Genomic DNA, 26,004 nt, shown 5'->3' with positions numbered 1-26,004 from the left:
GCTCAGCTTCCGAACTCGGGAACGAAGAGGCAGATCGTCTTGCCGTCCGGCTTGCCGTCGGTCGTGCAGAGGTGGAAGTCGTTTCCCGCCCGCTTCGGCGTCTGCATCAGCCGTTCGTCGTCGTAGCCGATGACCTCTCCGGTGCGCCGGATCACCCAGCCGGTGGGTCCGGCGGTCACCTCGGTATCGGCGATGGGATGGCAGTCGCGGTTCGAGCAGCAGGTGAAGGGATACCAGTCGTGGGCGAAGGCCCCCGCGGGCAAGGTGACAAGGAACAGGACGGCTGCGGGTCGGAGCAGATGCTGCATGAGGCCTCCGGGGCACAGGCAACGACAGGATGAGCCGCCTGCCGTCTGCCAGCCAACATCGTCGCAGGCGTCCGGTTCCCTCGCGCCTCACCCGAAGGTTTGCGGATCGGGCCCGGTGCGCTCGCCCGCATCCAGCGCGGCGATGGCGGCGTGATCGGCCTCGGTCAGCTCGAAGTCGAAGAGATCGAGATTCTCCGCCAACCCCTCGCGGCGGGTCGAGCGCGGGATGACCGAGCAGCCAAGCTCGATGTGCCAGCGCAGCACGACCTGCGCCGGGCTGCGGCCCGTCCGCTCGGCGATCTGCCGGATGGCCGGTGCGTCGAAGGCCATTCCCCGGCCGAGCGGGCTCCAGCTCTGGGTGACGATTCCGCGCTCGGCGTGACCGGCGCGCAGGTCGGCCTGCTGCAGCATCGGATGCAGCTCGATCTGGTTCAGCACCGGCGTGACGCCCGTTTCGGCGGTCAGCCGGTCGATCTGGGCGAGGTCGAAGTTCGAGACGCCGATCGAGGTGATCCTGCCCTCGTCGCGCAGCCGGATCAGGGCGCGCCAGGTCTCGACATAGAGATCCTGCCGGGGCGCGGGCCAGTGGATCAGGCACAGATCCAGCCGGTCGATCCCGATCCGCTCGAGGCTCTGACCGACGGCGCGGAGGGTGGGCTCGAAACCCTGCGCGTCGTTCCAGACCTTGGTGGTGACGAAGACTTCGTCGCGGGGCAGACCCGAGGCCCTCAGACCCTCGCCGAGGCCGGCCTCGTTGCCATAGATCGCCGCACCGTCCGCCAGGCGGTAGCCCAGCTCCAGCGCCTCGCGCGCGACCCGCGCCGTCTGGTCCTCGGGCACCTGCCAGAGGCCGAAGCCAAGCTGCGGGATCCGGCTTCCGTCGTGGAACTCGATCATGGCGCTCATGGGGAACCTCCTGCCCGTCGGGGGCTGGAAGGTGGTCCGGGCCGGGCAGCCGTCAAGGGGCAGGCTACTTCGGCCGTGCCCCGGCCTTCAGCCCTCGCCCTGCAGGGCGTCGATGAACCCGCGCAGCCGTTCGATCGCCGCCTTCTTGATCTGCGAGACCCGTCCGGTGGTCACGCCGAGAATTTCCGCCACCTCATAGACGTTCATCTCCTCGACGAAGATCAGCTGCAGCAGCAGCGCCTCGCGCTCGGGCATCTTCCCCAGCGCCTGCCGCAGGAGGCCCCGCATCTGCGTCGCCTGAAGCCGGTCCTCGGCCGAGGGCTCGCTGCCCTGGAACAGCGAGGACTGATCGTCATAGACCTCGTCGAGGGAGGCGGTCTGGCTGCCGGCGAACTGGGCCAGCCAGTCCTGGTATTCGCCCACCGGCATGCCCAGCTCGGCCGCCACCTCGGGCGTCTCGGGGGCGCGCATCAGACGGCTCTCGAGACGCTGCACCGCGGCCTTGACCTTCTGCTGCATCAGGATCGTCGTGCGGCAGAGCGCCGAGTTCGACCGCAGGAAATCCATGATCGAGCCGCGGATGCGGATGGCCGCGTAGGCGGCGAAGGTCACGCCGTCGCGGGGCTCGTAGCGGCGGCTGGCGTCCACGAGGCCCATGTAGCCGATCTGGATCAGGTCGTCGATCTCGACCTTGCGGCCGATCCGGGCGTGAAGGTTCCAGGCGATGCGGCGCACGAGGTCCATGTGCGCGCGCACGAGACGCTCGGGCGTCTGGGCCTGCTCGGCGTAGCCGCGCGAATGGATCATGACCGCTCTTCCCCCTGCACTTCCCCCGCCTCGGCCCACTGGCCGAGCCGGTCCGCATCGACACGCCAGAGCGCATCCACCACGCCCGTCCCACCGCTCTCCCAGCCGAGCCTGAGGCTCGAGGCCGCCAGCGCCGCAAGCTCGGCCCGACCCGGCTGCCACAGATCGGTGCGGGTGAGGCAGATCAGGCTGCCGGCGGGGGCCCTGGCCCAGTGCCGCAGGGCGCGGGGCGACAGGTCCGCCGGCAGGGCCAGCACCAGCTTCGCGCCGGTTTCGGCCAGCGCCTCGGGCGTCATTCCGGGACTGCCGGAGAGATCGAGGATCTCGGGCCGCCAGGGATCCGGCCGGGGCAGCAGCGCCTGCCCGATCCCGTCCAGCGGCGGCCGCTCGAGCGGCAGGGCCAGCAGCCGCGTCCAGTGACGCAGGCGCGCGTCGGCCGGTTCGCTGCCGATCCGGGGCGCGAGGATCACCGGCTCGGCACCGGGCCGCTCTTCCATCATCAGCGCCGCAAAACGCAGCGCGAGCATCGTCTTGCCGGCCCCCGCCGGCCCCGCGATGGCAAGGCGCGGCGGCAGGGCCGCGGGCCGCGACGGCAAAAGCTGCCGCGCCAGCGCCTCGAGCCCGTCGTCGGCCGCGTCGGTCGCGGGCGGCGGCGGCACCCAGGCACGCTCGGCCACAAGCGCGGGCCGCGCCTGCTGGCGCTGACGGTCCTCGAGCATCTCCGCAAAGGTCTGCACCCGCGGCTCGGTCCGCAGCGGCGGCGCCTCGCGCGGGGCACCCGCAGACGGCCCCGACAGGATCAGCCGCCGAAAGTCCCCGGCCTCACCCGCGTCGGGATCGTCCTTGCGCACCGGCCGCGGCACGGGAGGCGGGGCGGCGGGCAGATCGCGGGCGGCGCGGATCTCGACCAGCCCGTCGCGGTGGCTGGTGGACAGGATGTAGGCCTCGGGCCCGAGGCGGCGGAGGACCTCCTCCATCGCCTGCTGGCTGTCGGGGGCGCGGACGGTGAGGATGCCCATGGATTACCTCCCCGGCGGCAGCGCCGAGGCGCCGCCCACGGTGCCCAGCACCTCGACGCGCCGCGCCTCGGGCAGCTCGCCCATGCCGATGACCACCGCATCGGGCAGGTGCGGCCGCACGAAGGCCGCGAAGGCCCGGCGCAGCGGCTGGGCCACGATCACCACCGCCTGCTTGCCCTGCCCCGACGCCGCCTCGAGACGTTCCGAAAGGGCCGTCAGGAGCGACTGGGCCAGCCCGTTGTCCACCAGCAGCATCTCGTCGCCCTGCCGGCGCGAGCGCAGGAGAAGCTGCTCGAGATCCGGCTCGAGCGTGATGAGCGGCAGCGGCTGGCTGACCGGCCCCATCTGCTGCAGCAGGAGCGGCACGAGCGCCGGGCGCAGCGCCTCGGCCATGTCGGCCGGGGCGAGGTTGCGCCCGGCCAGCTCCGACAGGCCCTCGAGGATGCGGCGCATGTCCGAGACCGGGATGCGGTCGGCCAGAAGCGCCTTGAGCACCGCCGTCAGCACATGCAGCGGCACCAGCTTGGGCACCACCGACTGCACCAGCGTCGGCGCCGAGCGGGCGAGATTGTCCACCAGCCCCTGCACATCGTCCTGCCCGATCAGCTGCGCCGCGTGCTTGACGAGGATCTGGCTCAGGTGGGTTGCGATGACGGACTCGGGCTCGACCACCACATGATCGTCCGCCTCGGCCTCGGCCACCTGATGCGGCAGGATCCAGGTGGCGTCGAGGCCGAAGCTCGGATCCTTGACCGAGATCCCGTTCAGCTTCCTGCGCGAGCCGCCCCCGGGCAGCGCGAGCTTGCGGTCGGGATAGACCGTGTCCTCGGCCAGGATCGCCTGCCCCACCCGGATGCGATACTGGTTCGGCGCAAGGGCGAGGTCGTCCCGGATGCGCACCCCCGGCACGACGAAGCCCAAAGCCTTCGACACGTCGCGCCGGATCGCGGTGATGCGGGCCACCAGCGCGCCGCCGTTGTCGCCCGCCAGCGGGATCAGCCCGTAGCCGATCTGGAGCGAGACCGGCGCATAGTCGGTCACTTCCTCGGCCGTGATCGCCTCGGGGCCGGCCGCGGGGCGGGCGTCGGCTGCGGGCTGGCCTCCGGCAGCGGCCGGGGCGGGCTCGGCCCCGGCGCGATCGCGCGAGAGCGTGGCCCAGGCCATCGCCGCGGCGGCGGCGGCCCCGATCAGGAACAGCAGGTTCGGCATCCCCGGCATCAGCCCGAGGATCAGCATCACCGCCGCCACCGGCACCCAGGCCCGGCCGATCCCCATCTGCTTGCCGATGAGCACGCTCATGTCGGTGCTCGAGGAGACGCGCGTGACGATGATCGCGGTGGCAATGGACAGCAGCAGCGAGGGGATCTGCGCCACCAGCCCGTCGCCGATCGAGAGCAGCACATAGGTTTCGGCCGCCTGCACCACGCCCAGACCGTGCTGCAGCGTGCCGATCACGATGCCGCCCACGATGTTGATGATCAGGATCAGGATGCCCGCCAGCGCGTCGCCCTTCACGAATTTCGAGGCTCCGTCCATGGCGCCGTAGAAGTCCGCCTCGGCCGCCACGTCGGCCCGCCGCTCGCGCGCCTCGTCGGGCGTCACCAGACCCGCGTTCAGGTCGGCGTCGATGGCCATCTGCTTGCCCGGCATCGCGTCGAGCGTGAAGCGCGCCGAGACTTCGGACACCCGCCCCGCGCCCTTCGTGATCACCACGAGGTTGATGATGACGAGGATCGCGAAGACGAAGGCCCCCACGACGAAGTTGCCGCCGATCACGAAGGAGCCGAAGGCCTCGATCACCTTGCCCGCCGCGTCCGCGCCGGTGTGGCCGTGGCTGAGCACGATCCGCGTGGACGCCACGTTGAGCGCCAGGCGCAGGACAGTGGCGACAAGAAGGATGCTGGGAAAGCTCGAGAAGTCGAGCGGCCGGAAGGTGTGCAGCGCCACCATCAGGATCAGCAGCGACAGAAGGATGTTGCCGACGAAGAAGATGTCGAGCAGCACCACCGGCAGCGGCAGCACCATCATGGCGACCACCGCGAGGATGCCCAGCGGCAGCGTCATGCCGCCCAGCTGCGCGCCCCAGCCTTGCCTGGCCGAGACCGTGCTCATGCGCGGGGCTCCGGGGCGCGGGAATGGAACATGGCAGGTCACTCGCTGGATCGTTGTCGCCCCTCCCGGTGCAAGCGCCGTGCCAGCGGGTGCCCGCCGGGGGCGATGGCCGCATCGGCGGCGCCGCCGCGTCTGGCACGCTGCTTGCAGCCCGGCGCCCGAGAGTTCCAGACAAGGAGGCTGCCCCATGCCCGCCCGCCTGTGCTTCGGCCGCCTCATGGCGGGCCTGGCCCTGCCGGTTCTTGCCGCCTGCGCCCCGGGGCCGCGGGCGGTCGATGCGCTGCCACGCGATGCCGGTCCCCGCGTGGCCGAGCTTGCGCGGATGAAGGATGCCAACGACAGCCTCGACGCGCAGGCGGCCCGGCGCGGCTCGCCGGGAAGCAGCCGCACCCGGTAGCCCTCGTCCGCCCGCTCAAGCTCCATGTGCCGCAGGCCGCCCGGCGCGATGAGCACGAGACCCGGCAGCACGAGGTCGCCGTCGGTGGCCTCGCGCACCCGCATCCGGCAGATCGCGTCGAGCCTGCGGGCGAAGGGGGCGGTGAAGCCCATCGGCATGTGCTGCACGATGACCAGCCGGGCTTCGCGGTGTCGGCGGTGTCGCCCGCGCCGACATACTTGATCTCGGCGTGCGCGATCCGGTCCGAGCTGACCACATTGTCCGGCCCGATGTCCTCGGGGCGGACCACGCCCTTCAGCCGGACATATTCGTTGCCGTTGTTCAGCGTGAGCAGCTTCTGGCCCATGATCTCGAGATTGCCGCCCGGCAGCACGCGCGTCACCGACACCGACATCCGCCCGCGCAGCGAGTTGGACTGGGATGCGGCGCCCCGCCCGGCAAAGCTCTGGCTGGTGGAATTGTCGAGGGCCCCGTCGTCCAGCCCGAGCGTGAGCGCGTCCGGCAGGTCGAGCGCATAGTCGTTGCTGCGCGATCCCGTGGCGGTCTGCGACTTGGAGGCCGAGAACTTCTCGGCGAAGTCGATGGTCACGATGTCGCCCACCCGCGCCGCGCGCCGGTCCGAGACAAAGAGGCCGCGGGCGCTGGCGCTGTAGATCCCGCCGGTGGGCAGGCTGTCGAGGCGCGCGGGCTCCTCGACCGGATAGACGGGCGCCCAGGCTTCGGAGGCGCGGTCCTCGACATAGGTCGAGCAGGCGGCGGGCGCGAGCAGCAGGGCGAGCGCGGGAAGGGACATGCGGCGGGACATCGGCGCCTCAGAGCTTGTTGGCAAGGAACTGCATCATCTCGTCGGAGGCCGAGATGGACTTGGAATTGACCTCGTAGGCGCGCTGGGTCTCGATCATGTCCACCAGCTCCTGCACCACGTTGACGTTCGAGGATTCGAGCGCGCCCTGCACGAGCTTGCCGAAGCCGGGCTCGACCGGGTTGCCGATGGCGGCCTCGCCCGAGGCCGCGGTCTCGACCGCAAAGGTCTCGCCCACCGGCTGAAGGCCGCGGGGGTTGGTGAAGGTGGCGATGGTGATCTGCCCGACCTCCTGCGCCTCGGTCTCGTCGGGCATCAGGACGGACACGATCCCGTCGGCCGAGATGGTGACCGACACGGCGCCCTCGGGGATCTGGATCTCGGGCTGGACGACATAGCCCGAAGGCGTGGTGATCGTGCCTTCGGCGTTCTGCGAGAAGGTGCCGTTGCGGGTGTAGCCCATGCGCCCGTCGGGCAGCAGGACCTGGAAGAAGCCCGGCCCGTCGATGGCGAGATCGAGCGCGTTGTCGGTGTTGGCGAGCGAGCCCTGGGTGTAGAGCTTTTCGGTCGAGACCACCCGCACCCCCGTCCCCACCGCCGAGGGCGAGGTCATGGCGGTCGCCTCGGAGGTCTGGGCACCGCCCGGCTTCCAGGTCTGGTAGAGCAGGCTCTCGAAATTGGCGCGGTCGCGCTTGAACCCCGTGGTGTTGACGTTGGCGAGGTTGTTCGAGATCACCTGCATCCGGGTCTGCTGGGCGTTCAGGCCGGTCTTGGCGACATGCATCGCGTTCGTGGACATTCAGGGCTCCTTCAGGCGCTACGTCCGGCCTGCTGCAAGCCCCGTGCCACGCCCTACTCCGGCGGGCGCAACAGACGCGCGCCGCTCTCGTCCAGTTCCTTGGCGGCCGAGATCATGCGAAGGTTCAGCTCGAACGTGCGCTGGAGTTCGATGGACGAGACCAGCTCTTCCATTGTGTTGACGTTCGAGCCTTCGAGCACGCCCTGAAGGATGCGGGCGCGCTGGTCGGGCGCGGGCAGCGGCTCGTCGCCCGCCCGGATCTGCCCGTCGGCATCCTTGCGCAGCGCCACGCCCTCGGGGATCACCGTGGCGATGAGCGGGCCCTCGACCTGCTCGCCCGGGGCCCCGTCCATCGGTTCGTAGAGGATGCGGCCCACCTCGTCGATCACCAGCGCGCGGACGGCCGGCAGCTCGATCGGCTGCATCGCCTGATCGAGCATCGCCTCGCCCGCCCCGTTCACCAGTTGCCCCTCGGCCGTGAGCCGCAGGTCGCCCCGGCGCGAGAGGGCGGGCTCGCCGCCCTCGGGCTGGACGAAGAACCAGCCCTCCTCGGCGATGGCCACATCCATCGGCTCGCCGGTCTGGTTGAGAAGGCCCGGCGCGCTCGAGAAGAGGTGCGGGCCCCGCTCGGTCTGGAAGGCACGGGCCGAGGCCGTCTCCATCGCCTTGAGAAAGCGCGGGTCGCCCTCGTTCGTCAGGTCGCGCCGGAAGCCCGGCACGGTCTGGTTCGCGAGGTTCTGCGCCTGGATCACCCGCGTGTCGCGCAGGTTCGCCAGCGAGTTCAGGGCGGTGTGGATCAGCCGGTCCATGATCCGCCTCAGCTGCGGATGTTCATGATCGTCTGCATCAGCGAGTTCGAGGTCTCCATCGCCTTGGCCGAGGCCTGGTAGTTGCGCTGCGCGGTGATCAGATGGACAAGTTCCTCGGTCAGATCGACGTTGGCATTTTCGAGCGCGCCGGCCCGGATGATCCCGAAGCCCGAGTCGCCCGCCGTGCCCGCAACGGGCTGGCCGGAATCGGCGGTGGCCGCAAAGCCCGAGGCGCCCAGCTGGCGCAGCGCCTGCGGATTGGCGAAGGTCACCAGCACCACCTGCCCCATGGCGACCGGATTGCCGGCGCCGTAGGCCGCCCAGACCGTGCCGCTCGCATCCACCTCGAGGCTGGTCAGCGCGGCCGCGCTCTTGCCGTCCTGGTTGACGGTGTTGACCTCGAAGCTGCGGTTGGCCAGCGTGGTGCCGGTCAGATCCAGCGTGTAGGGCGTGCCGACGCCGGTGGTGAAGCTGAGGCTGCCGGTTCCGCCCGACAGCGCACCCGTGGCATCGAAACTGAGGTCATCTTCGGCCGGAGTCAGCGTCTCGCCGGCCACGACCAGCCGCACCGCCCAGCCCGTGTCCGGGCTGCCCGCCGACGGGTTCGCGGTCTTGATGAAATAGGCCGCGGCCTCGACCGCGTTGCCCTTGGCATCGAAGACCGGAATGGCCGTGACGGCGGCATAGGTGGTGGGGTCGGCCGCGTCGAAGGCCGCGCCCGGAGGCACCGCCGCCTGCTGGCCCAGCATGGCGTCATCCGTGGGCAGGTCCACCGTCATCCTGACGGCCTTGGTGCCGACGGGCGAACCCATCGTGAGGGGGATGGTCAGCGGGACGGCGGTGCCCGGCACCTGGCTCAGCGCGTCGCCCTCGACGCTCACGGGCCAGGCGAGCAGCTTCTGCCCCGAGGCGTTGACCGCCACACCCTTGTCGTTCAGCCCGAAGGCGCCCGCGCGCGTGTAGATCGGCTCGGGCTTGGCCGAGTTCGGGCCCACGGCGGGCTCGGTGGCAAAGAAGCCTTGCCCCTCGATGGCGAGGTCGAGCGTGTTGCCCGTGGCCACGACCGAGCCCTGGCTGAACTGCATCGCGGTGCGCAGGGTCTGCACGCCCGATCCCACCGCCGTCCGGGCGATGCTGTAGGGCGACGAGTTGAACACATCGGCAAATTCGGCGCGGCTGCCGCGGAAGCCGATGGTGCCCACGTTCGCGATGTTGTGCGAGGTGGCGGCAATATCGTGCTGGGCGGCGGAGAGACCCGAAAGGGCGGTGTTGATCGACATGGAAAGGGCTCCTTTGGGGGCGGGATCAGCGGAAGGACGTGACGGACTCGGCGGGGACACGGCCCTGGTCCTCGACCTCGAGCAGCGTGCCCCGGCCGTCGGTCGTGGTGCCGACCGACAGAACACGGGCATAGACCGAGGGCGCGAGCGGCACGGAGCCATCGGCATTGGCGGCCGAGACGCTGACGCGCAGCGGCACGCGCGACGAGACGAGCGAGGCGGGCACTTCGTCCCAGCCAAAGTTCACCTGCCCCGCCTTCTGCGGCCCGAGGGTCTGGCTGTGCAGAAGCTGGCCGGTGACGCTGTGGGAATAGGTGACGACAACCGCTTCGGCCGGATCGGTGAGCGTGGCCGCGCCATGGACGCCGCCCGCCTCGTCCGCGCGCGCCAGCGTGCCGGGGACCAGCACGCTGCGCCCGATCAGCGACGCGGCGGTGGCGGTGCGGAACGAACCGAGCCCCTCGCCGATGCCGCTGAGCGTGCCGTTCAGCTGCTCGATCCCCGAGACGGTCGAGAACTGCGCCATCTGGGCGAGGAACTCGCCGTTCTCCATCGGCTGGAACGGGTCCTGGTTCTGAAGCTGCGTCGTGAGGAGCTTGAGGAAATCCTCCTGCCCCAGGTTCGAGCTGCCCTTGGCCTGCGTCGCCGTCTTCATCGCAAGCCCGGCGGCGTAAGAGCCGTCAACCGGCGTCGTGGTGGTCATGTCACTGTCCCATGCTGGCGGTGCGGGCCATCAGCGAGCGCAGCGTCGAGACGGCCTCGAGCGTGTTCTGATACTGGCGGCTGGCCTCCATCATCTCGACCATCTCCTCGTCGACCGAGACCGGGGCCTCCCAGACATAGCCCTCGGCATCGGCCTGCGGATGGTCGGGCCGGTAGGTCCGGGCCGGCTCGCGGTCGAGGCTGACCACCGCCGCCACATCCGTGGTCGAGAGGCCGCTCTTGCCCACCGCATCGGCGTAGGTCGTCTCGAACACCGGCCGCAGCGGGCGGAAGGCCGTCTCGGCCGTGTCCGAGACCGTGCCCGCGTTGGCGAGGTTGCTCGCCACCGTGTTCATTCGCACCATCTGGGCCGAGAGTGCCCGGGCGCCGACATCGAAGATGTTGTTGATGCCGCTCATCATTCCCCCTTGATCGCCGTCATCAGGCCAGAAATGCGCCGGTTCAGCAGCGCGAGGCTGGTCTGATAGCGCAGGGTGTTTTCGGAAAATTCCATCTGCTCCACGGCCATCTCGACCGTGTTGCCGTCCAGCGAGGGCGTGACCGGCTCGCGGTAGAGCGCCTTGCCGCTGGCGGCGGGACCACCCACCGCCATGTGGCGCGCCTCGGTGGTGCGCAGCGCGCCGCCTCCGGTCGCGCGGGCCAGCTCGGCCGTGAAGTCGATGTCGCGCGCCTTGTAGTGCGGGGTCGCCGCATTCGCGATGTTCGAGGTCAGCAGGTTGTTGCGCGTCTCACGCAGCACCAGCGCCTCGGCATGAAGCCCGATATGATCGCGGAACCCCGACACTGACATCCGATCCTCCGTCGCCCGCCGCCAACGCGGCATCTGGACCAGGACTTGCAAGGAGGATGCCAGATGCCGCCCCCGCGAGGAGAATGCGATGCGCACTCCGCCTGCCCTTGCCCGCCACCCGCTGCTCGACGCCGCCGCGCGGGAGATCCTCGCCCTTCTGGAGCCACTTGGCCGGGCGCAGGGGCTGGCGCGGCTCGAGGAGCTGCACGCCCGGACGCCCGCCGGTCCGGCCCGCCGTGCGCTGCTGGCCGCACGGGTGGCGCTCTTGCGGGACGGGCCGGCCTTCGCGCTGCCACCGGCCGACCCCGAACCGCCCGAGCCTGAGCCCGAGCCCGACCCCGTCATCGAGGAAACGCCCGTTCCGCCGCCGCCGAAACCCGTTGTCATTCCGCAGCTGGATCTGGCGGCGATGATGTCGCTGTTCGACGAGCCCGAGGAAGACGAGGAGGAGCCCCCGGCGAAAGAGCCCGAACCGGAGCCCGACCCCGAACCGGACGCGCCTGCGGAAGGCTGGACGCGCATCCGCCTGACCGAGGATGGCCCGCGCGGCCCGGCGAGCTTCCCCAAGGGCGCCTCGCTTTCGGTCAAGCTCGAGGATGCGGCGCGCCTGCTTATGGCGGGCATTGCCGAAGAGCTGGAGGAGGAGGCCCCGGCCGAAGACATTCAGCCGGAGGCGACGGCCGCCCCGGTCCCCGATCTGGATCAGGCCTTCGCCGCGCTGGCCGCCTTCGGCGATGCGGAACCTGTCGAAGAGCCCCCGTCCGAACCCGTGGAGGCTCCATTGCCCTCTGCGGAAGACCCCGGGCCAGCGCCCGCCAGGAAACCGCGCAGCCGTCGTTCGCCGCGCCGCCCGCGCAAGAAGACTGCGGAAGAAGCCCCTTCCGAGGCCGAAACCTGATCGGGAGGGAGGGTTCAGGCGGCGTCGGGCTGGAGCGCCGCGGCCGTGCGCTCGATCGTGGCGGGCAGGCTCTCGAGGGCGCGCCCGGCCGCATCGGTGTCGGCCGCATCGGCCGCCGTCTCGTAGCCGGCGAGCGTCCGGTGCAGCGCCACGAGCCCTACGGCCGCCGCCGCGCCCGCCGTGCGATGCGCAAGCCGGGCCGCGGCGTGATGATCGCCCGCCTCATGCAGGCGGCGCATCTCGGGCAGCGCCGCCCCGGCCTCGGTCAGGACCCGGTCGATCATGCCGGCGATATAGTCGGGCCCGAGGTTCCCCTCGAGATCGGCCCGAAGCTCGCTGTCGATCAGCGGAAGTCCTTCGGTGGGCGCGGCTGCTGGCATGGACGCCTCCTTCTCCTCAACGGCGTGGCTGCTGTCGGCGAACAGCCGGATCGCACCGAACAGGGCCCCGCGCGTGATCGGCTTCACCAGAACGTCGTTCATTCCGGCGCCCAGAAACTCCGGCACCCGGTCGGGGTCGGCATGGGCCGTCGCGCCCACGATGGGCGTCGCGGCGGACGGGCCGCCCTGCCGGATCATCCGCGTCGCCTCGAGACCATCCACCCGTGGCATCGACACATCCATCAGGATCAGGTCGAAGCGCCGCACCGACGCCGCCTCGACCGCCTCGGCCCCGTCCTCGGCCAGTGTCACCTCATGACCCGCCATCCGCAGGATCTCGGCCAGAAGCTGACGGTTGATCGCATTGTCCTCGGCGACGAGGATCGAGCGGCGCCCGTCGCCTGCCGGCAGGGCCTCATCGGCCAGATCCTCGTCGGACACGTCCGTCGCTTCGGCCAGCGGCGCCGTCACCCTGAGCGTGAAGACCGAGCCCAGACCCAGCTTGCTCTGCACGGTGATGCGCCCGCCCATCGTCTCGGCTGCCAGCTTCGCGATACCGAGGCCGAGGCCCGTCCCCTCACGGATCCGGCCGTAGGAGGCATCCAGCGTCTCGAAATTCTTGAAGATCGTGTCGAGATGCTCTTCGGCGATGCCGATCCCGGTGTCGTTGACATGGATGCAGAGGTCGATGGTCCCCGGCGCCGAACCGACATGCCACAGAAGCTCGACCGAGACCTTGCCGTTGTCGGTGAACTTGATGGCATTGCCGATCAGATTGTACATCACCCGCAGGAAGAGGTGGCGCTGCGCCATGATGCGCGGCACCTGCCCCTTGGGCGGCGCGAACCAGAGCTTGTTGCCGCGCTTGTCCGCCTGCGGCTGGTTCTGCCGGATCAGGCCCTCGATGACCTCGACCGGCGAGAAGACCGAGCGCGCGTAGCTCGCCCCGTCGCGGTCGGAGAGGCGCGTCAGTTCCAGCACGTTGTTCACCTGGTCGAGCGCCGCCGACCCGCAACCGATCACGATGTCGGTGAGCCAGCGTTGCCGCTCGGTCAGGTCGGTCGAGCTTTGCAGAAGGTCCGACGCGGCCATGAGGCCGTTGAGCGGGGTGCGCATCTCGTGGCTCATGACTGCCAGGAAGCGCGACTTCGCCTCCTCGCCCTTGAGCGCGTCGTTGCGGGCCTTCTTCAGGCTCTCCTCGCGCTCGAGACGCTCCGAGATGTCGCGGATGAAGGCGATGAAGAACGGGTCCTGCGAGGCGCCCTGGGCCTCGGCCACCGAGACCTCGACCGGAAAGGTCGTGCCGTCGGTGCGCTGCGCCATCATGGTTATGCGCCCGTCGCGCCCCGAAAGGCCGGGGTCAGGTTCGTCCTCGGCGCGCGGCTGCGGACGCAGCAGGCTGTCGGCATCGTCGGTGCGGATATATTCCACGAAGTTCGCGCCCTGCGCGGCTTCGGCCGACCAGCGGAACATGTCGAGCGCCGCCCGATTGCATTCGACGACCCGCCCCATGTGATCGAGCACCACCACCGCATCGAGCGACGATTCAATCGTGGCGCGCAGGTTGTGGACCGACCGTTCGAGCAGGACGCCCCGACGCCGTCGCGCATTGCTCTGCACGATGACGATCACGATCAGCACCCCCATCAGCGCGAGCAGCCCGAGCGAGGCCATGGCGAAGGTCTGGAGCGAACTGCGCAGGACCGAACGACGCTCGTCCGAAGTCTGCATGACATCGGCCAGCGTCTTGACCACGCCCGACCGGACGGTGGCGCTTGCCGCCTCCATCTCGGCGATCAGTCGCGGCAGCGCATCGCGCAACTGCGCGTTCGGCCCGTCGATCACGGGGATCCAGCGCGCAAAGAAGCCGTCGGACCCGGTGAAGATCGGCAGGACCTCCGCCTCGAGCACGTCGATCGTGCCGGGCTCAGAGCCGCGCACGATGTCCACCCGGCTGTAAAGGATGTCGAACTTCTGCCGGACGGCCTCGAGCCGCGAGGGATCGTCGGCCCGGTAGGCGGCCATCTGCACGGACGAGGCGAAGTTCAGCACATCCACCTCGAACTGCGCGAGCACCCATGTCCGATTGTCGAGATGGGCGACCCGGTTCGCTTCGAGCTGATGGTCGATGTCGGTGAAGATGAAGATCGCGCCGATCAGCGCCGACACGCCCACTGCCAGAATGAGCAGGAACCCGGTCCAGCGATCGAAGAGGCTGCCGGGAGCCGTGGGGCGGACTTCGGAGAACATGGCCTTGACCTCGGCTCCCCGCTCGCCCGTGTCCGGAGTGCGGGGGCCCGTGCTCATGGACGCACGGTCAGCCGGTCAAGCTGCCAGATGCTCTGCCCGTAGGTGACCTCGGTGCGGTAGCGTTCGTCCGCGTCATAGGGGAAGACCACCCACAACGGGCCCTTCTCGCGGCGGGAAAAGGTCGCGCCGTCGATGTGATAGGCGATGATCGGCGCCTGATCCCCGATGGCGTCGGCGGGGATCTCCACCGCATAGTCGTTGATCGCGGTGGCCGAGACCGAGACCGGCCCCTCCACCCCCAGCCGCTCGAGCAGCGCCTTCAGCGGAACGCCGGTGAATTCGCGCACGCCCTCTGTCCAGACGGTCGAGGTGCGGAAGGCCTGCGCCGGCAGATCCTGCAGCATCTCAAGATCGAACACCGCCCGCCCCGCATCGTTCGAGCGGGCGATCGCGCCATCCACCGTCAGCAGGGGCGTTCCGGTCGGCACCGGCAGGTCCGCCGGCGACGCCGCCGCGGACGAAGCAGCCGCGCAGATCGCGGCCGCGCAGCAGAGGGCGAGGAAACTTCCCGCACGCACGGTCATTCCACAACTCCATCATGCCTGTGCTCGGTCAGAGCAATAGCAGTGAACTGAAAATGAGACATCACCGCTTAAGCATGCGTTAACATACTTAAGCATATATACTGCGCCAACCATTGTCAGGAAATTGGCGCGGGAGTGTGGATCTTTGCCATTCCACTTGTCTCTTCCCAAATTTTTCGGATGTGTGCAACCTAGAGATGCCAGTTCCTCAGGGCGTTGCATCTCCCTCCGGACAAGACCCATGATCCGCAGGAATGCGTGCAAGACAGAAGCGAGCGTACAATGACCCAGATGCCCCAGAAGCTCAGCGTCCTCATTGCCGATGATCACGAGATGGTCGTCGAGATGTTCTCGCTTTTTCTGACCGCCTCGTCCGAAATGACCGTTCGGACGGCCAAAAGCCTCGATGAGGGGCTCGAGCGGATCAAGGAGCACGGACCGTTCGACGTGACGCTGCTCGATCTGAACATGCCGGGCATGAATGGCGTGGCCGGTCTCACGCGGGCGATCAAGCTCTCGGCCGGCAAGCCGGTGGCGATCCTCACCTCGAACCCGACGCCGCGCATGGTGGACGAGATCCTTGCCGCGGGCGCCTCGGGCATCGTGCTGAAGACGACCCCGGTGCGCAGCCTCGGCAATGCGATCCGCTTCATGCACGCGGGCGAGCATTACCTGCCGCTGGAACTGGCGCGTGACCGTCGGCAGGCCCCCGACAGCTCGGGCGGCCGGCTGACCGAGAAGGAGATGCTGGTCATGTCCTATCTTGCGGAAGGTCGCCAGAACAAGGAGATAGCGCACGGTCTTAACCTGGCCGAGCCGACGATCAAGATGCATGTCAAGTCGATCTGCAAGAAGCTCGGCGCCACGAACCGGACGCAGGCGGTGGTGACGGCGCGCAATCTCGGCATCATCTGAGCCGCTGGCCCGCATCTTGCACCAGGGTCCCGACCACAGGAGGGAGCGGGCCATGGGCTATGACAGGGCGGACATCGACGCCGGCGAGCAGCTTCTTGCGGAGATCGCCTCCGAGGCGCGCCGCAGGGCGGGCAGCAACTACCTGCTGGACAACCGCTGGTTCCCCCCCGAGGCCTATGTCCGGGCCGAGGCCGCGGCACTTGACGAAGGGCGTGTCCGGGCCGTGATCCTGCTGCCGGCGGGCAAGGGCTGGATCGTGGACATCCTCATCGACGGCGCCGAGACCGAGGCGGTCTTCCCCTCGCTTCCGGCCTTCGTCCGCACCCGCGACGAGGCGCTCGACAAGGGTTTCATCTGTCTCTGTGCGCTGTTTCAGACCATCTTTGCCCGTCGTGTCGCCGAACAGGGCGACGGCGGCCTGCCCGTCCGCAGCTTCGACCTCATGGGCCACCCGCTGCGCATCACGGGGGCGATGCAGGTCCGCGCGGGCCTGTTGACGGACTATTTCGGCGGAAGCGAGCAAGCGGACGACCCGTCCCTGCGCCTTCTGGCGGCCGCCGAACCGTTCCTCGAGGAGGGGCACTTCTCGGCCGCCCGCTGGCAGGAGGCGCGCAAGGGTGACCGGGCGTTGGTGCACTTCTACGCCGCGGCCCTCGTCCGGTCGGGGATCGAGGCGCTCGCGGCGCCTGCCGACGCGCGATCCTGACGGGCGCCGTGGCGCCCGCCATTGGTCTGCCCGGCCTCAGGCGGCGCGGTTCAAACGGGCCTCGGCCAGCTTCGTGAGCTTCATGTCGGCGGCCTTCTCCTCGGCGAGCGTCTGCTCGAGGATCTGCGCCACCTCGGTGCGCCCCAGTTCCTTCGACCAGGCGATGAGCGTGCCGTAGCGCGTCATCTCGTAATGCTCGACGGCCTGCGCGGCGGCGGCAAGGGCCGCATCGAGCACATCCTGCTCGGCAATGTCGCCCGCCACGTCATTGGCTTCCTTGATGATGCCGTCGATCGCCGGACAGGTCGTGCCCTTGGCCTCGTGCCCGAGCAGCGAGAAGACCCGCTCGAGCCGCTGGACGTGGCCGCGCGTCTCGTCCAGGTGATGCTCGAACCCCTCGCGCAGGCCCGCATCGCCGGCCTTGCCGATCATCTTGGGCAGGGCCTTCTCGATCTGCATCTCAGCGTAGTAGATGTCCTGCAACATGTGCATGTAAAGATCGTCCATCGATCGGATGTCCTTCGAGAACAGGGCCATAGGGTCTCTCCTTCACGTGGTTTCCGAACTTCCCGAGGGCCTTGCGCCCCCGGATCGCTCCCCCGAACCACTTGGGCGCGGCAATGTTCCAGCGCCGCGCCGGTTCCGCCCTCCTGCCGCCGAAGGCTGTCCATCTTGCCGCTTTACTCGGCAAAGCGCGCTCGCCTACTGTCTGCGCATGGATATCGGGCTTGTCATCTTCGACTGCGACGGGGTTCTGGTCGATTCGGAAGTCCTTGCCGTTGCCGTCCTCGTGGCCGAGCTGGAACGTGCCGGCGTGTGCGTGGACGAAGCTTTTGTGCACCGTCATTTCCTCGGCCGCAGCTTTCCCGCCGTGCAGGAGGTCGTTCTGCGCGACTTTGGCGTGACCCTGCCCGAGACCTTCCAGGCGGACGAGCGGGCCCGGCTGCTTCAGGCCTTTGAAACCGGGCTTCGCCCCATGCCCGGCGCCGCCGAGGTGGTGCGGGCGCTGGCCGTGCCCTCCTGCCTCGCCACCTCGAGCAGCCCCGCGCGGCTGGCCCGCTCGCTCGAGATCACCGGGCTCGCGCCGCTTTTCGAGGGCCGCTGCTTCACCGCAAGCCAGGTCGCGCGCGGTAAGCCCTTCCCGGACCTCTTCCTCTTCGCCGCGGCCGCGATGGGCGTCGAGCCCGGCCGCTGTCTGGTGATCGAGGATACCGAACCCGGCGTGCGCGCGGCCCTTGCGGCCGGAATGCGGGTGTGGCGGTTCACCGGGGGCAGCCATCTGGCCGGCCGCCGGATCGAGGATCCGCCCGACGCCCGCCCGCACCGCCGCTTCGACAGCCTCCTGCGCTTTTACGAGACCCTGCCCGGACTGCGCCGGGCCAGTTGCGAGACCCTGACATGATCGACCGGCCCGAGAGCGAGCCGACGCCGCTGGATGATGCCGCCCGCGCCGGCTGGCTCTATTACGTCGCGGGCCTGACGCAGGACCAGATCGCGCGCGAGCTGGGCACCTCGCGCCAGCGCGCGCAGCGGCTGGTGAGCCGCGCGATTTCGGAACGGCTGATCCATGTCCGACTAGAGCATCGCGTCTCGGGTTGCCTGCATCTCGAAGCCGCCCTGACCCGGCGCTTCGGGCTGAAGCTTGCCCGTGTCGCACCGAGCATCGGAGCGGATGTCGATCCCCTGCCCTCGATCGCCCCCACCGCCGCCGCCGAGGTCGAGCGCGTCCTGCGCTCGGAGCGGCCGATGGTGGTGGCCTTCGGCACCGGACGGTCGCTGCGCGCGACGGTGGAAGAGATGACCTCGATGGTCTGCGAGCAGCACAAGATCGTCTCGCTGAACGGCAACATCTCGGCAGATGGCTCGGCCTCCTACTACGACGTGATCTTCCGCATCGCCGACCGGGTGCGGGCGCCGCACTATCCGATGCCGATGCCGGTGATCGCGCAGGACGCCGCCGAGCGCGAGCTGTTCCACGCGCTCAAGCCGGTGCAGTCGGTCCTCAGGCTGGCGCGCAACGCCGATGTGACCTTTGTCGGGCTGGGGCAGATGGGCGAGGATGCGCCGCTGCTCAAGGACGGCTTCATCACCCGGGCCGAGCTGGAGGAAATGGAGCAGCTCGGCGCGGCCGGAGAGGTGGCGGGCTGGGTCTTCGACTCGGACGGGCGCTATCTCGAGACGAGCATCAACCAGCGCGTCGCGGGCGTCCGCGTCGAGATCTCGGGCGAGCGGACGGCCGTCGCCATCGCCGGAGGCAAGCGCAAGCTTGCTGCGCTGCGGGCCGGGCTGAAGGGCCGACTTTTCAACGGCCTGATAACCGACGAGCTGACGGCGCAAGCACTCCTGTCCTGAACCTGCCGAAGGAGGCGGCAGAAAATGATTGACAGCCTGCTGCCCCTCGGTGAGTAATTATTCGCCGCACGAACTAATGCTCACCGTGCAGGCCAGGGAGGATACTGATGACCGCAAGATTTCGCGCCCTGATGGGCGCGTGCGCCGTGGCGGCGCTCTCGACCGCCGCAGGCGCCGAAACCATCACCGTGGCGACCGTCAACAATGGCGACATGATCCGCATGCAGGGGCTCATGTCCGAGTTCAACGCGCAGCACCCCGACATCACGGTCGAGTGGGTCACGCTCGAGGAAAACGTGCTGCGCCAGAAGGTCACGACCGACATCGCCACCCGCGGCGGGCAGTTCGACGTGCTGACCATCGGCACCTACGAGGTTCCGATCTGGGGCAAGCAGGGCTGGCTCATGAGCCTGAACGACCTGCCGCCCGAATATGACGTGGATGACCTTCTGCCCGCGATCCGCAACGGCCTGACGGTCGATGGCGAGCTTTACGCCGCGCCCTTCTACGGCGAAAGCTCGATGATCATGTACCGCACGGACCTGATGGAGCAGGCCGGGCTGACCATGCCCGACGCCCCCACCTGGGAGTTCGTCAAGGAAGCCGCGGCCAAGATGACCGACAAGTCGGCCGAGGTCTACGGCATCTGCCTGCGCGGCAAGGCCGGCTGGGGCGAGAACATGGCGTTCCTCTCGGCCATGGCCAACAGCTACGGCGCGCGCTGGTTCGACGAAGAATGGAAGCCGCAGTTCGACGGCGAGGCCTGGAAGGCCGCGCTGACCGACTACCTCGACCTGATGACGAACTACGGGCCCCCGGGCGCCTCGAACAACGGCTTCAACGAGAACCTGGCGCTCTTCCAGCAGGGCAAGTGCGGCATGTGGATCGACGCCACGGTGGCGGCCTCGTTCGTGACCAACCCCGCTGAATCGACCGTGGCCGACAAGGTGGGCTTCGCGCTGGCGCCCGACACCGGCAAGGGCAAGCGGTCCAACTGGCTCTGGGCCTGGAACCTCGCGATCCCGGCGGGCTCGCAGAAGGTGGATGCCGCCAAGCAGTTCATCGCCTGGGCGACCTCGAAGGACTATGCCGAGCTGGTCGCCTCGAAGGAGGGCTGGGCCAACGTGCCTCCGGGGACACGGGCCTCGCTCTACGAGAACCCGGAGTACCAGAAGGTGCCCTTCGCGCAGATGACGCTGGAAAGCATCAACGCGGCTGATCCGACCAACCCGGCCGTCGATCCGGTGCCTTATGTCGGCATCCAGTTCGTGGCGATCCCCGAGTTCCAGGGCATCGGCACGGCCGTGGGCCAGCAGTTCTCGGCGGCGCTTGCGGGGTCCATGTCGGCCGAACAGGCGCTGACCGCGGCGCAAGCCTTCACGACGCGCGAGATGACCCGCGCCGGCTACATCAAGTAAGCCCTGCCGGGCCGGCCTCCGGGCCGGCCCGCTGCTCCTGCCGCGCCGGACCCCGCGTCCGGCGCCTTCCCGCCCCCCTCAGCCCCGAGGCCTTCATGGCGACCCAGCACTCCAAGACTGCGGCGCGTCTGATGATTTCGCCGGCCGTCATCCTCCTTTTCCTGTGGATGATCGTGCCGCTGTCGATGACGCTCTATTTCAGCTTCCTGCGCTACAATCTCCTCATGCCGGGGATGGAGAGCTTCACCGGCTGGGACAATTACTACTACTTCCTCACCGACCCCGCCTTTTCGGCCGCGCTGACCAACACGATCCTGCTGGTGGGCGGCGTGCTGCTGATCACCGTCGTGGGCGGCACGCTGCTGGCGCTGCTGCTGGACCAGCCGATGTGGGGCCAGGGGATCGTGCGCATCCTGGTGATCGCGCCCTTCTTCATCATGCCCACCGTCTCGGCGCTGGTCTGGAAGAACATGTTCATGAACCCCGTGAACGGCATGTTCGCCCATGTCGCCCGCGCGCTGGGGATGCAGCCCTTCGACTTCCTGTCCCAGGCGCCGCTGGCCTCGATCATCGGCATCGTGGCCTGGCAATGGCTGCCCTTCGCCACGCTGATCCTGCTGACCGCGCTGCAGTCGCTCGACCGCGAGCAGATGGAGGCGGCCGAGATGGACGGCGCGGGCCCGCTGAACCGCTTCCTCTACATCACTCTGCCGCACCTGACGCGGGCGATCACGGTGGTCGTGCTGATCCAGACCATCTTCCTGCTGGGTGTCTTTGCCGAGATCCTTGTCACCACCAACGGCGGGCCGGGCACGGCCTCGACCAACATCACCTATCTCGTCTATGCGCAGTCGCTCCTGAACTATGACGTGGGCGGCGGCTCGGCCGGCGGGATCATCGCCGTCATCCTCGCCAACATCGTGGCCATCTTCCTGATGCGCATGATCGGCAAGAACCTGGACGCCTGACATGTCACGCCGCATCACAGCCAGACGCACCCTGATCGTCACGCTCGCCGCGTGGACCGTGGGTTTCCTCATCTTCTTCCCGATCCTCTGGACGGTGCTGATGAGCTTCAAATCGGAAGGTGACGCCATCAAGGCGCCCTTCGCCATGCTGTTCTCGGACTGGACGCTGATCAGCTATGAGCAGGTCCAGACCCGCTCGAACTACGCGCGCCACTTCATGAACTCGGTGGTGATCTCGCTCGGCTCCACCCTTCTCGCGCTTGCCATCGCGATCCCGGCCGCCTGGGCCATGGCCTTCGTGCCGGGCAAGCGCACCAAGGACGTGCTGATGTGGATGCTGTCGACCAAGATGATGCCGGCGGTGGGCGTGCTGATCCCGATCTACCTGATCTTCCGCGACACGGGGCTTCTCGATACGCGCATCGGCCTCGTGATCGTGCTGACGCTGATCAACCTGCCGATCGTGGTCTGGATGCTCTACACCTACTTCAAGGAGATCCCGGGCGAGATCCTCGAGGCGGCACGGATGGATGGCGCCACGCTCGGCTCCGAGATCCTCTACATCCTCACGCCGATGGCCGTGCCGGGCATCGCCTCGACGCTGCTGCTGAACGTGATCCTCGCCTGGAACGAGGCCTTCTGGACGCTGCAGCTGACCACCTCGCGCGCGGCGCCGCTGACGCAGTTCATCGCCAGCTATTCCAGCCCCGAGGGCCTCTTTTACGCGAAACTCTCGGCGGCCTCGACCATGGCCATCGCGCCGATCCTGATCCTTGGCTGGTTCAGCCAGAAGCAACTCGTCCGCGGCCTGACCTTTGGCGCGGTGAAGTGAGGGCCACATGGGCAAGATAACCCTGCGCAACGTCCAGAAGCGGTTCGGAGAGGCGGTCGTCATTCCGTCGCTCGACCTCGACATCGAGGATGGCGAATTCGTCGTCTTCGTCGGCCCCTCGGGCTGCGGCAAGTCCACGCTCTTGCGCCTGATTGCGGGGCTCGAGGATGTCTCCGACGGCCAGATCCTGATTGACGGGCGCGATGCGACCGAGATGCCGCCCGCCCGGCGCGGCCTTGCGATGGTGTTCCAGAGCTATGCGCTCTATCCGCACATGACCGTTAGGAAGAACATCGCCTTCCCGCTCAGGATGGCCAAGATGGACCCGGCCGAGATCGAGCGCCGCGTGGCCAACGCGGCCAAGATCCTGAACCTGACCAACTACCTCGACCGTCGCCCCGGCCAGCTCTCGGGCGGGCAGCGCCAGCGGGTTGCCATCGGCCGCGCCATCGTGCGCGAGCCGGCCGCCTTCCTCTTCGACGAGCCGCTGTCGAACCTCGACGCGGCGCTGCGCGTCAACATGCGCCTCGAGATCACCGAGCTGCACCAGTCGCTTCAGACCACGATGATCTATGTGACGCACGACCAGGTCGAGGCGATGACTATGGCCGACAAGATCGTGGTGCTGAACGCGGGCCGGATCGAGCAGGTGGGCTCGCCCCTCGCCCTTTACCGCAACCCGGCGAACCTCTTTGTCGCGGGCTTCATCGGCAGCCCCAAGATGAACCTGATCGAAGGGCCCGAGGCCGCCAAGTTCGGGGCCACCACCATGGGCGTGCGGCCCGAGCACATCAACATCTCGCGCGAGACCGGGCTCTGGCAGGGCGAGGTCGGCGTGTCCGAGCATCTCGGCTCGGACACCTTCCTGCATGTGCATGTGGCAAGCATGCCCACGCTGACGGTTCGGGCGGGCGGCGAATACGGTGTCCATCATGGGGACAAGGTCTGGCTCACGCCGCAGGCGGACAAGATCCACCGCTTCGGCCCGGACGGCCGGGCCCTCTGACATGGCGCGTCACGCCCGCTTCCTCCGCGCCGGGGCCTGCCGGTCCCGCCCACCGGGATCGGCCGGAAGGGCGGCCTGAGCCCCGCCCTCCGCTTTCGCCAGAGCCATCCGCGCCCGCAACCGGACCATCCACAAGGTAACGAACATGACCCGCACCGTCGCCCTCCCCGCCTATGACCGCAAGGCCCTCACCCCCGGCATCGTCCATATCGGCGTGGGCAACTTCCACCGGGCGCATCAGGCCGTCTATCTCGACGATCTCTTCGCGCTCGGCGAAGGGCACGACTGGGGCATCCTCGGCGCAGGCGTCCGCCCGACCGATGCGCGGATGCGCGAGGCGCTGGCGGCGCAGGACAATCTCTCGACGGTGATCGAGCTGGACCCGGCGGGTCACCGCGCCCGCCGCGTGGGCGCCATGATCGGCTTCCTGCCGGTCGAGGCCGACAATGCCGCGCTGATCGAGGCCATGTCCGATCCGCGCATCCGCATCGTCTCGCTGACGGTGACCGAGGGCGGCTATTATGTCGATGCCTCCGGCGCCTTCGACCCGACGCACCCGGACATCGTGGCCGATGCGGCCCGCCCCTCGGCCCCCGCCACGGCCTTCGGCGCGATCCTGGCCGCCCTTCGCGCCCGGCGCGCCGCGGGCGTGGCGCCCTTCACCGTGATGTCCTGCGACAACCTTCCCGGCAATGGCCATGTGACGCGCAACGCCGTGGTGGGCCTGGCCGAGCTGTACGACGCCGAACTGGCCGGCTGGGTGAAAAGCCATGTCGCCTTCCCGAACGGCATGGTGGATCGCATCACCCCCGCCACCGGCCCGCACGAGCGCGAGCTGGCGCAGGGCTTCGGCCTGACCGACCCCGTTCCCGTCACCTGCGAGCCCTTCCGGCAATGGGTAGTCGAGGACCATTTCCCCGCCGGCCGCCCGGCGCTGGAGAAGGTCGGCGTGACCTTCACCCCGCATGTCCATGCCTACGAGGCGATGAAGATCCGCATCCTGAACGGCGGACATGCGGTGATCGCCTATCCCTCGGCGCTGATGGACATCGAGTTCGTCCACGAAGCGATGGCGAACCCTCTGGTGGCGGCCTTCCTGCACAGGATCGAGGTGGAGGAGATCCTGCCCCATGTGCCGCCGGTGCCCGACACGAGCATTCCGGCCTATCTCTCGCTGATCGAGAGCCGCTTCTCGAACCCCGAGATCGCGGACACGACGCGCAGGCTCTGCCTTGACGGCTCGAACCGGCAGCCGAAGTTCATCGTGCCCTCGCTGCGCGACAATTTCGCCGCGGGCCGGATGCCGAAGGGGCTCGTGCTGCTGTCGGCGCTCTGGTGCCGCTACTGCTTCGGCACCACGGATTCAGGCCAGGTGGTCGAGCCGAACGACCCGAACTGGTCCGCGCTGCAGGAACGCTCCACGCGGGCGCGCGCCAATCCGGCCGAATGGCTCGCCATGACCGAGGTCTATGGCGACCTTGGCCGCCACCCGGCGCTGGTCGATGAGTTCGGCGCCGCGCTCGAAGCCGTCTGGCGCGATGGCGCCGAAGCCGTGCTCCGACGCTATCTGGCCGACTGAACGGGCCGGGCCAGCGCCCGACCGCTTGCGCCCTCGAACTGTCGCAGGGTCGCATCCGCCCGACGCACGGGCAGATGCGGCCCTCTGCCACGTCTTGCGGCGGGCCGTGCGGCTTGCGGATCGTGCTTGCGGAAAGCCGCGCGCCTCGCTTCTGGACAGCGGCCCCTTCCGGTGTAATCTGCGCGCAGCGCGTAGCCGGAGGCAGAAGCCGGCCCGCCCCGTCCACAAGGGAGGAATACCATGGACCGTCGCTCATTCATCACCAGGGCCGCCGTGGGGGGCGCCGTGGCCGGCAGCCTCGCCGCGCCCGCCATCGCCCAGACCGCGCCCAAGGTCACCTGGAGGCTCACCTCTTCCTTCCCGAAATCGCTCGACACGATCTTTGGCGGCGCGGAAGTGCTGTCGAAGATGGTCAGCGAAGCCTCGGACGGCAACTTCCAGATCCAGGTCTTCTCGGCCGGTGAGCTGGTGCCGGGCCTGCAGGCCGCCGACGCCGTGACCTCGGGCACCGTCGAATGCTGCCACACGGTCGGCTACTACTATTGGGGCAAGGACCCGACCTTCGCGCTGGCCGCGGCGGTGCCCTTCTCGCTCTCGGCGCGCGGCATCAACGCCTGGCATTACCACGGCGGCGGGATCGACCTCTACAACGAGTTCCTCGCGCAGCACAACATCGTGGGCTTCCCGGGCGGCAACACCGGCGTCCAGATGGGCGGCTGGTTCCGGCGCGAGATCAACACCGTGGCCGACATGCAGGGCCTGAAGATGCGGGTCGGCGGCTTCGCCGGCAAGGTGATGGAGCGTCTGGGCGTCGTGCCGCAGCAGATCGCCGGAGGCGACATCTATCCGGCGCTGGAAAAGGGCACGATCGACGCGACCGAGTGGGTCGGCCCCTATGACGACGAGAAGCTCGGCTTCTTCAAGGTCGCGCCCTACTACTACTACCCCGGCTGGTGGGAAGGTGGCCCGACCGTCCACTTCATGTTCAACAAGGCAGCCTTCGAGGGCCTGCCCCCCGCCTACCAGGCGCTGCTGCGCACCGCCTGCCAGGCGGCGGATGCGAACATGCTGCAGATGTACGACTACAAGAACCCGACCGCGATCAAGTCGCTCGTGGCGCAGGGCACCCAGCTGCGGCCCTTCAGCCCCGAGATCCTGCAGGCCTGCTTCGAGGCCGCCAACGCGGTCTACGCCGAGATGGAAGCCTCGAACCCCGCCTTCAAGAAGATCTGGGATTCGATCAAGGCCTTCCGCTCCGAGAACTACACCTGGGCGCAGATCGCGGAATACAACTACGACACCTTCATGATGGTGCAGCAGAACGCGGGCAAGCTCTGATCCCGAACCTCCCGCAAGACAAGAGA

At 68.7% G+C, this 26,004-nt stretch carries 25 protein-coding genes and 2 pseudogenes; 11 read left to right on the top strand and 16 right to left on the bottom strand.

Going from position 1 to position 26,004, the window contains the following annotated elements; genetic code table 11:
• Window positions 1–2: 2 nt before the first annotated feature.
• From FG154_RS09625 to flgB, 13 genes and pseudogenes are all read right to left on the bottom strand, one after another.
• Window positions 3–308, bottom strand: coding sequence for a hypothetical protein (locus tag FG154_RS09625; RefSeq protein WP_145107060.1), 306 nt, complete (start codon window positions 306–308; stop codon window positions 3–5).
• An 87-nt stretch (window positions 309–395) separates the two neighbouring features.
• Window positions 396–1,214: an aldo/keto reductase gene (locus FG154_RS09620; RefSeq protein WP_145107058.1), complete on the bottom strand. Its 819-nt coding sequence runs from the start codon at window positions 1,212–1,214 to the stop codon at window positions 396–398.
• A gap of 87 nt (window positions 1,215–1,301) precedes the next feature.
• Window positions 1,302–2,021: a sigma-70 family RNA polymerase sigma factor gene (locus tag FG154_RS09615; RefSeq protein WP_145107055.1), complete on the bottom strand. Its 720-nt coding sequence runs from the start codon at window positions 2,019–2,021 to the stop codon at window positions 1,302–1,304.
• Complete coding sequence (locus tag FG154_RS09610) at window positions 2,018–3,040, bottom strand: hypothetical protein (protein ID WP_145107053.1); 1,023 nt, start codon at window positions 3,038–3,040, stop codon at window positions 2,018–2,020. Before FG154_RS09610 ends, FG154_RS09615 begins: the two co-directional genes overlap by 4 nt.
• Before the next feature lie 3 nt (window positions 3,041–3,043).
• On the bottom strand, window positions 3,044–5,152 hold the full coding sequence (flhA, locus tag FG154_RS09605) for a flagellar biosynthesis protein FlhA (protein ID WP_246100199.1): 2,109 nt from the start codon (window positions 5,150–5,152) through the stop codon (window positions 3,044–3,046).
• Between the two features lie 450 nt (window positions 5,153–5,602).
• Window positions 5,603–5,701, bottom strand: a pseudogene (locus tag FG154_RS21875) (chemotaxis protein CheB); the annotation flags it as partial.
• A gap of 20 nt (window positions 5,702–5,721) precedes the next feature.
• Window positions 5,722–6,354, bottom strand: a pseudogene (locus FG154_RS09600) (flagellar basal body L-ring protein FlgH); the annotation flags it as partial.
• 7 nt (window positions 6,355–6,361) lie between these two features.
• Window positions 6,362–7,150 carry a flagellar basal-body rod protein FlgG gene (flgG, locus tag FG154_RS09595; protein ID WP_145107048.1) on the bottom strand — a complete coding sequence of 263 codons (789 nt, stop codon included), beginning with the start codon at window positions 7,148–7,150 and terminating at the stop codon, window positions 6,362–6,364.
• 53 nt (window positions 7,151–7,203) lie between these two features.
• On the bottom strand, window positions 7,204–7,959 hold the full coding sequence (locus tag FG154_RS09590) for a flagellar basal body rod protein FlgF (RefSeq protein ID WP_145107046.1): 756 nt from the start codon (window positions 7,957–7,959) through the stop codon (window positions 7,204–7,206).
• An 8-nt stretch (window positions 7,960–7,967) separates the two neighbouring features.
• Complete coding sequence (locus FG154_RS09585; RefSeq protein WP_145107034.1) at window positions 7,968–9,239, bottom strand: flagellar hook protein FlgE; 1,272 nt, start codon at window positions 9,237–9,239, stop codon at window positions 7,968–7,970.
• A 25-nt stretch (window positions 9,240–9,264) separates the two neighbouring features.
• Window positions 9,265–9,942, bottom strand: coding sequence for a flagellar hook assembly protein FlgD (locus FG154_RS09580; RefSeq protein ID WP_145107033.1), 678 nt, complete (start codon window positions 9,940–9,942; stop codon window positions 9,265–9,267).
• Between the two features lies 1 nt (window position 9,943).
• Window positions 9,944–10,360 carry a flagellar basal body rod protein FlgC gene (flgC, locus tag FG154_RS09575; RefSeq protein ID WP_011908693.1) on the bottom strand — a complete coding sequence of 139 codons (417 nt, stop codon included), beginning with the start codon at window positions 10,358–10,360 and terminating at the stop codon, window positions 9,944–9,946.
• The gene (gene flgB, locus FG154_RS09570; protein ID WP_101341131.1) at window positions 10,360–10,746 is read right to left on the bottom strand and encodes a flagellar basal body rod protein FlgB; all 387 of its coding nucleotides are present in this window, start codon (window positions 10,744–10,746) and stop codon (window positions 10,360–10,362) included. The genes flgC and flgB overlap by 1 nt, the downstream gene beginning before the upstream one ends.
• Before the next feature lie 94 nt (window positions 10,747–10,840).
• Between flgB and FG154_RS09565 the strand changes: the two genes are divergently transcribed.
• On the top strand, window positions 10,841–11,650 hold the full coding sequence (locus FG154_RS09565) for a hypothetical protein (RefSeq protein WP_186312325.1): 810 nt from the start codon (window positions 10,841–10,843) through the stop codon (window positions 11,648–11,650).
• A gap of 14 nt (window positions 11,651–11,664) precedes the next feature.
• On the opposite strand, the gene FG154_RS09560 is transcribed toward FG154_RS09565, so the two are convergent.
• Both FG154_RS09560 and FG154_RS09555 read right to left on the bottom strand, forming a co-directional pair.
• A complete protein-coding gene (locus FG154_RS09560) occupies window positions 11,665–14,280 on the bottom strand; it encodes a response regulator (RefSeq protein WP_145107030.1) in 2,616 nt (871 codons plus the stop codon).
• 53 nt (window positions 14,281–14,333) lie between these two features.
• Window positions 14,334–14,864, bottom strand: coding sequence for a putative pterin-binding protein (locus tag FG154_RS09555; RefSeq protein ID WP_145107027.1), 531 nt, complete (start codon window positions 14,862–14,864; stop codon window positions 14,334–14,336).
• Window positions 14,865–15,146: 282 nt separating this feature from the next.
• Between FG154_RS09555 and FG154_RS09550 the strand changes: the two genes are divergently transcribed.
• Window positions 15,147–15,779 (top strand): response regulator transcription factor, encoded by a 633-nt coding sequence (locus tag FG154_RS09550; protein WP_145107025.1) that lies wholly within the window; start codon window positions 15,147–15,149, stop codon window positions 15,777–15,779.
• A gap of 52 nt (window positions 15,780–15,831) precedes the next feature.
• Window positions 15,832–16,485: a hypothetical protein gene (locus FG154_RS09545; protein ID WP_145107023.1), complete on the top strand. Its 654-nt coding sequence runs from the start codon at window positions 15,832–15,834 to the stop codon at window positions 16,483–16,485.
• 36 nt (window positions 16,486–16,521) lie between these two features.
• Here the strand turns inward: FG154_RS09545 and FG154_RS09540 are convergent, their stop codons facing one another.
• Window positions 16,522–17,022: a YciE/YciF ferroxidase family protein gene (locus FG154_RS09540; protein WP_145107020.1), complete on the bottom strand. Its 501-nt coding sequence runs from the start codon at window positions 17,020–17,022 to the stop codon at window positions 16,522–16,524.
• Window positions 17,023–17,200: 178 nt separating this feature from the next.
• Between FG154_RS09540 and FG154_RS09535 the strand changes: the two genes are divergently transcribed.
• From FG154_RS09535 to FG154_RS09500, 8 genes are all read left to right on the top strand, one after another.
• Window positions 17,201–17,887, top strand: coding sequence for an HAD family hydrolase (locus FG154_RS09535; protein WP_145107018.1), 687 nt, complete (start codon window positions 17,201–17,203; stop codon window positions 17,885–17,887).
• A complete protein-coding gene (locus tag FG154_RS09530; protein WP_145107016.1) occupies window positions 17,884–18,837 on the top strand; it encodes a sugar-binding transcriptional regulator in 954 nt (317 codons plus the stop codon). Before FG154_RS09535 ends, FG154_RS09530 begins: the two co-directional genes overlap by 4 nt.
• A 107-nt stretch (window positions 18,838–18,944) precedes the next feature.
• Window positions 18,945–20,255: an ABC transporter substrate-binding protein gene (locus FG154_RS09525; RefSeq protein ID WP_145107013.1), complete on the top strand. Its 1,311-nt coding sequence runs from the start codon at window positions 18,945–18,947 to the stop codon at window positions 20,253–20,255.
• 95 nt (window positions 20,256–20,350) lie between these two features.
• Entirely contained in the window at window positions 20,351–21,223 is an 873-nt protein-coding gene (locus FG154_RS09520; RefSeq protein ID WP_145107011.1) for a carbohydrate ABC transporter permease, read from the top strand.
• 1 nt (window position 21,224) lies between these two features.
• Complete coding sequence (locus FG154_RS09515; RefSeq protein ID WP_145107008.1) at window positions 21,225–22,055, top strand: carbohydrate ABC transporter permease; 831 nt, start codon at window positions 21,225–21,227, stop codon at window positions 22,053–22,055.
• Window positions 22,056–22,062: 7 nt separating this feature from the next.
• Window positions 22,063–23,061 (top strand): ABC transporter ATP-binding protein, encoded by a 999-nt coding sequence (locus FG154_RS09510; RefSeq protein WP_145107006.1) that lies wholly within the window; start codon window positions 22,063–22,065, stop codon window positions 23,059–23,061.
• A gap of 145 nt (window positions 23,062–23,206) precedes the next feature.
• Window positions 23,207–24,640 carry a mannitol dehydrogenase family protein gene (locus tag FG154_RS09505; RefSeq protein ID WP_145107003.1) on the top strand — a complete coding sequence of 478 codons (1,434 nt, stop codon included), beginning with the start codon at window positions 23,207–23,209 and terminating at the stop codon, window positions 24,638–24,640.
• 240 nt (window positions 24,641–24,880) lie between these two features.
• Window positions 24,881–25,978 (top strand): TRAP transporter substrate-binding protein, encoded by a 1,098-nt coding sequence (locus FG154_RS09500; RefSeq protein WP_145107000.1) that lies wholly within the window; start codon window positions 24,881–24,883, stop codon window positions 25,976–25,978.
• Window positions 25,979–26,004: the final 26 nt, after the last annotated feature.

The organism is Cereibacter sediminicola, from assembly GCF_007668225.1.
Lineage (GTDB): Bacteria > Pseudomonadota > Alphaproteobacteria > Rhodobacterales > Rhodobacteraceae > Cereibacter_A > Cereibacter_A azotoformans.
This window is presented reverse-complemented; position numbering and strand designations above follow the sequence as displayed.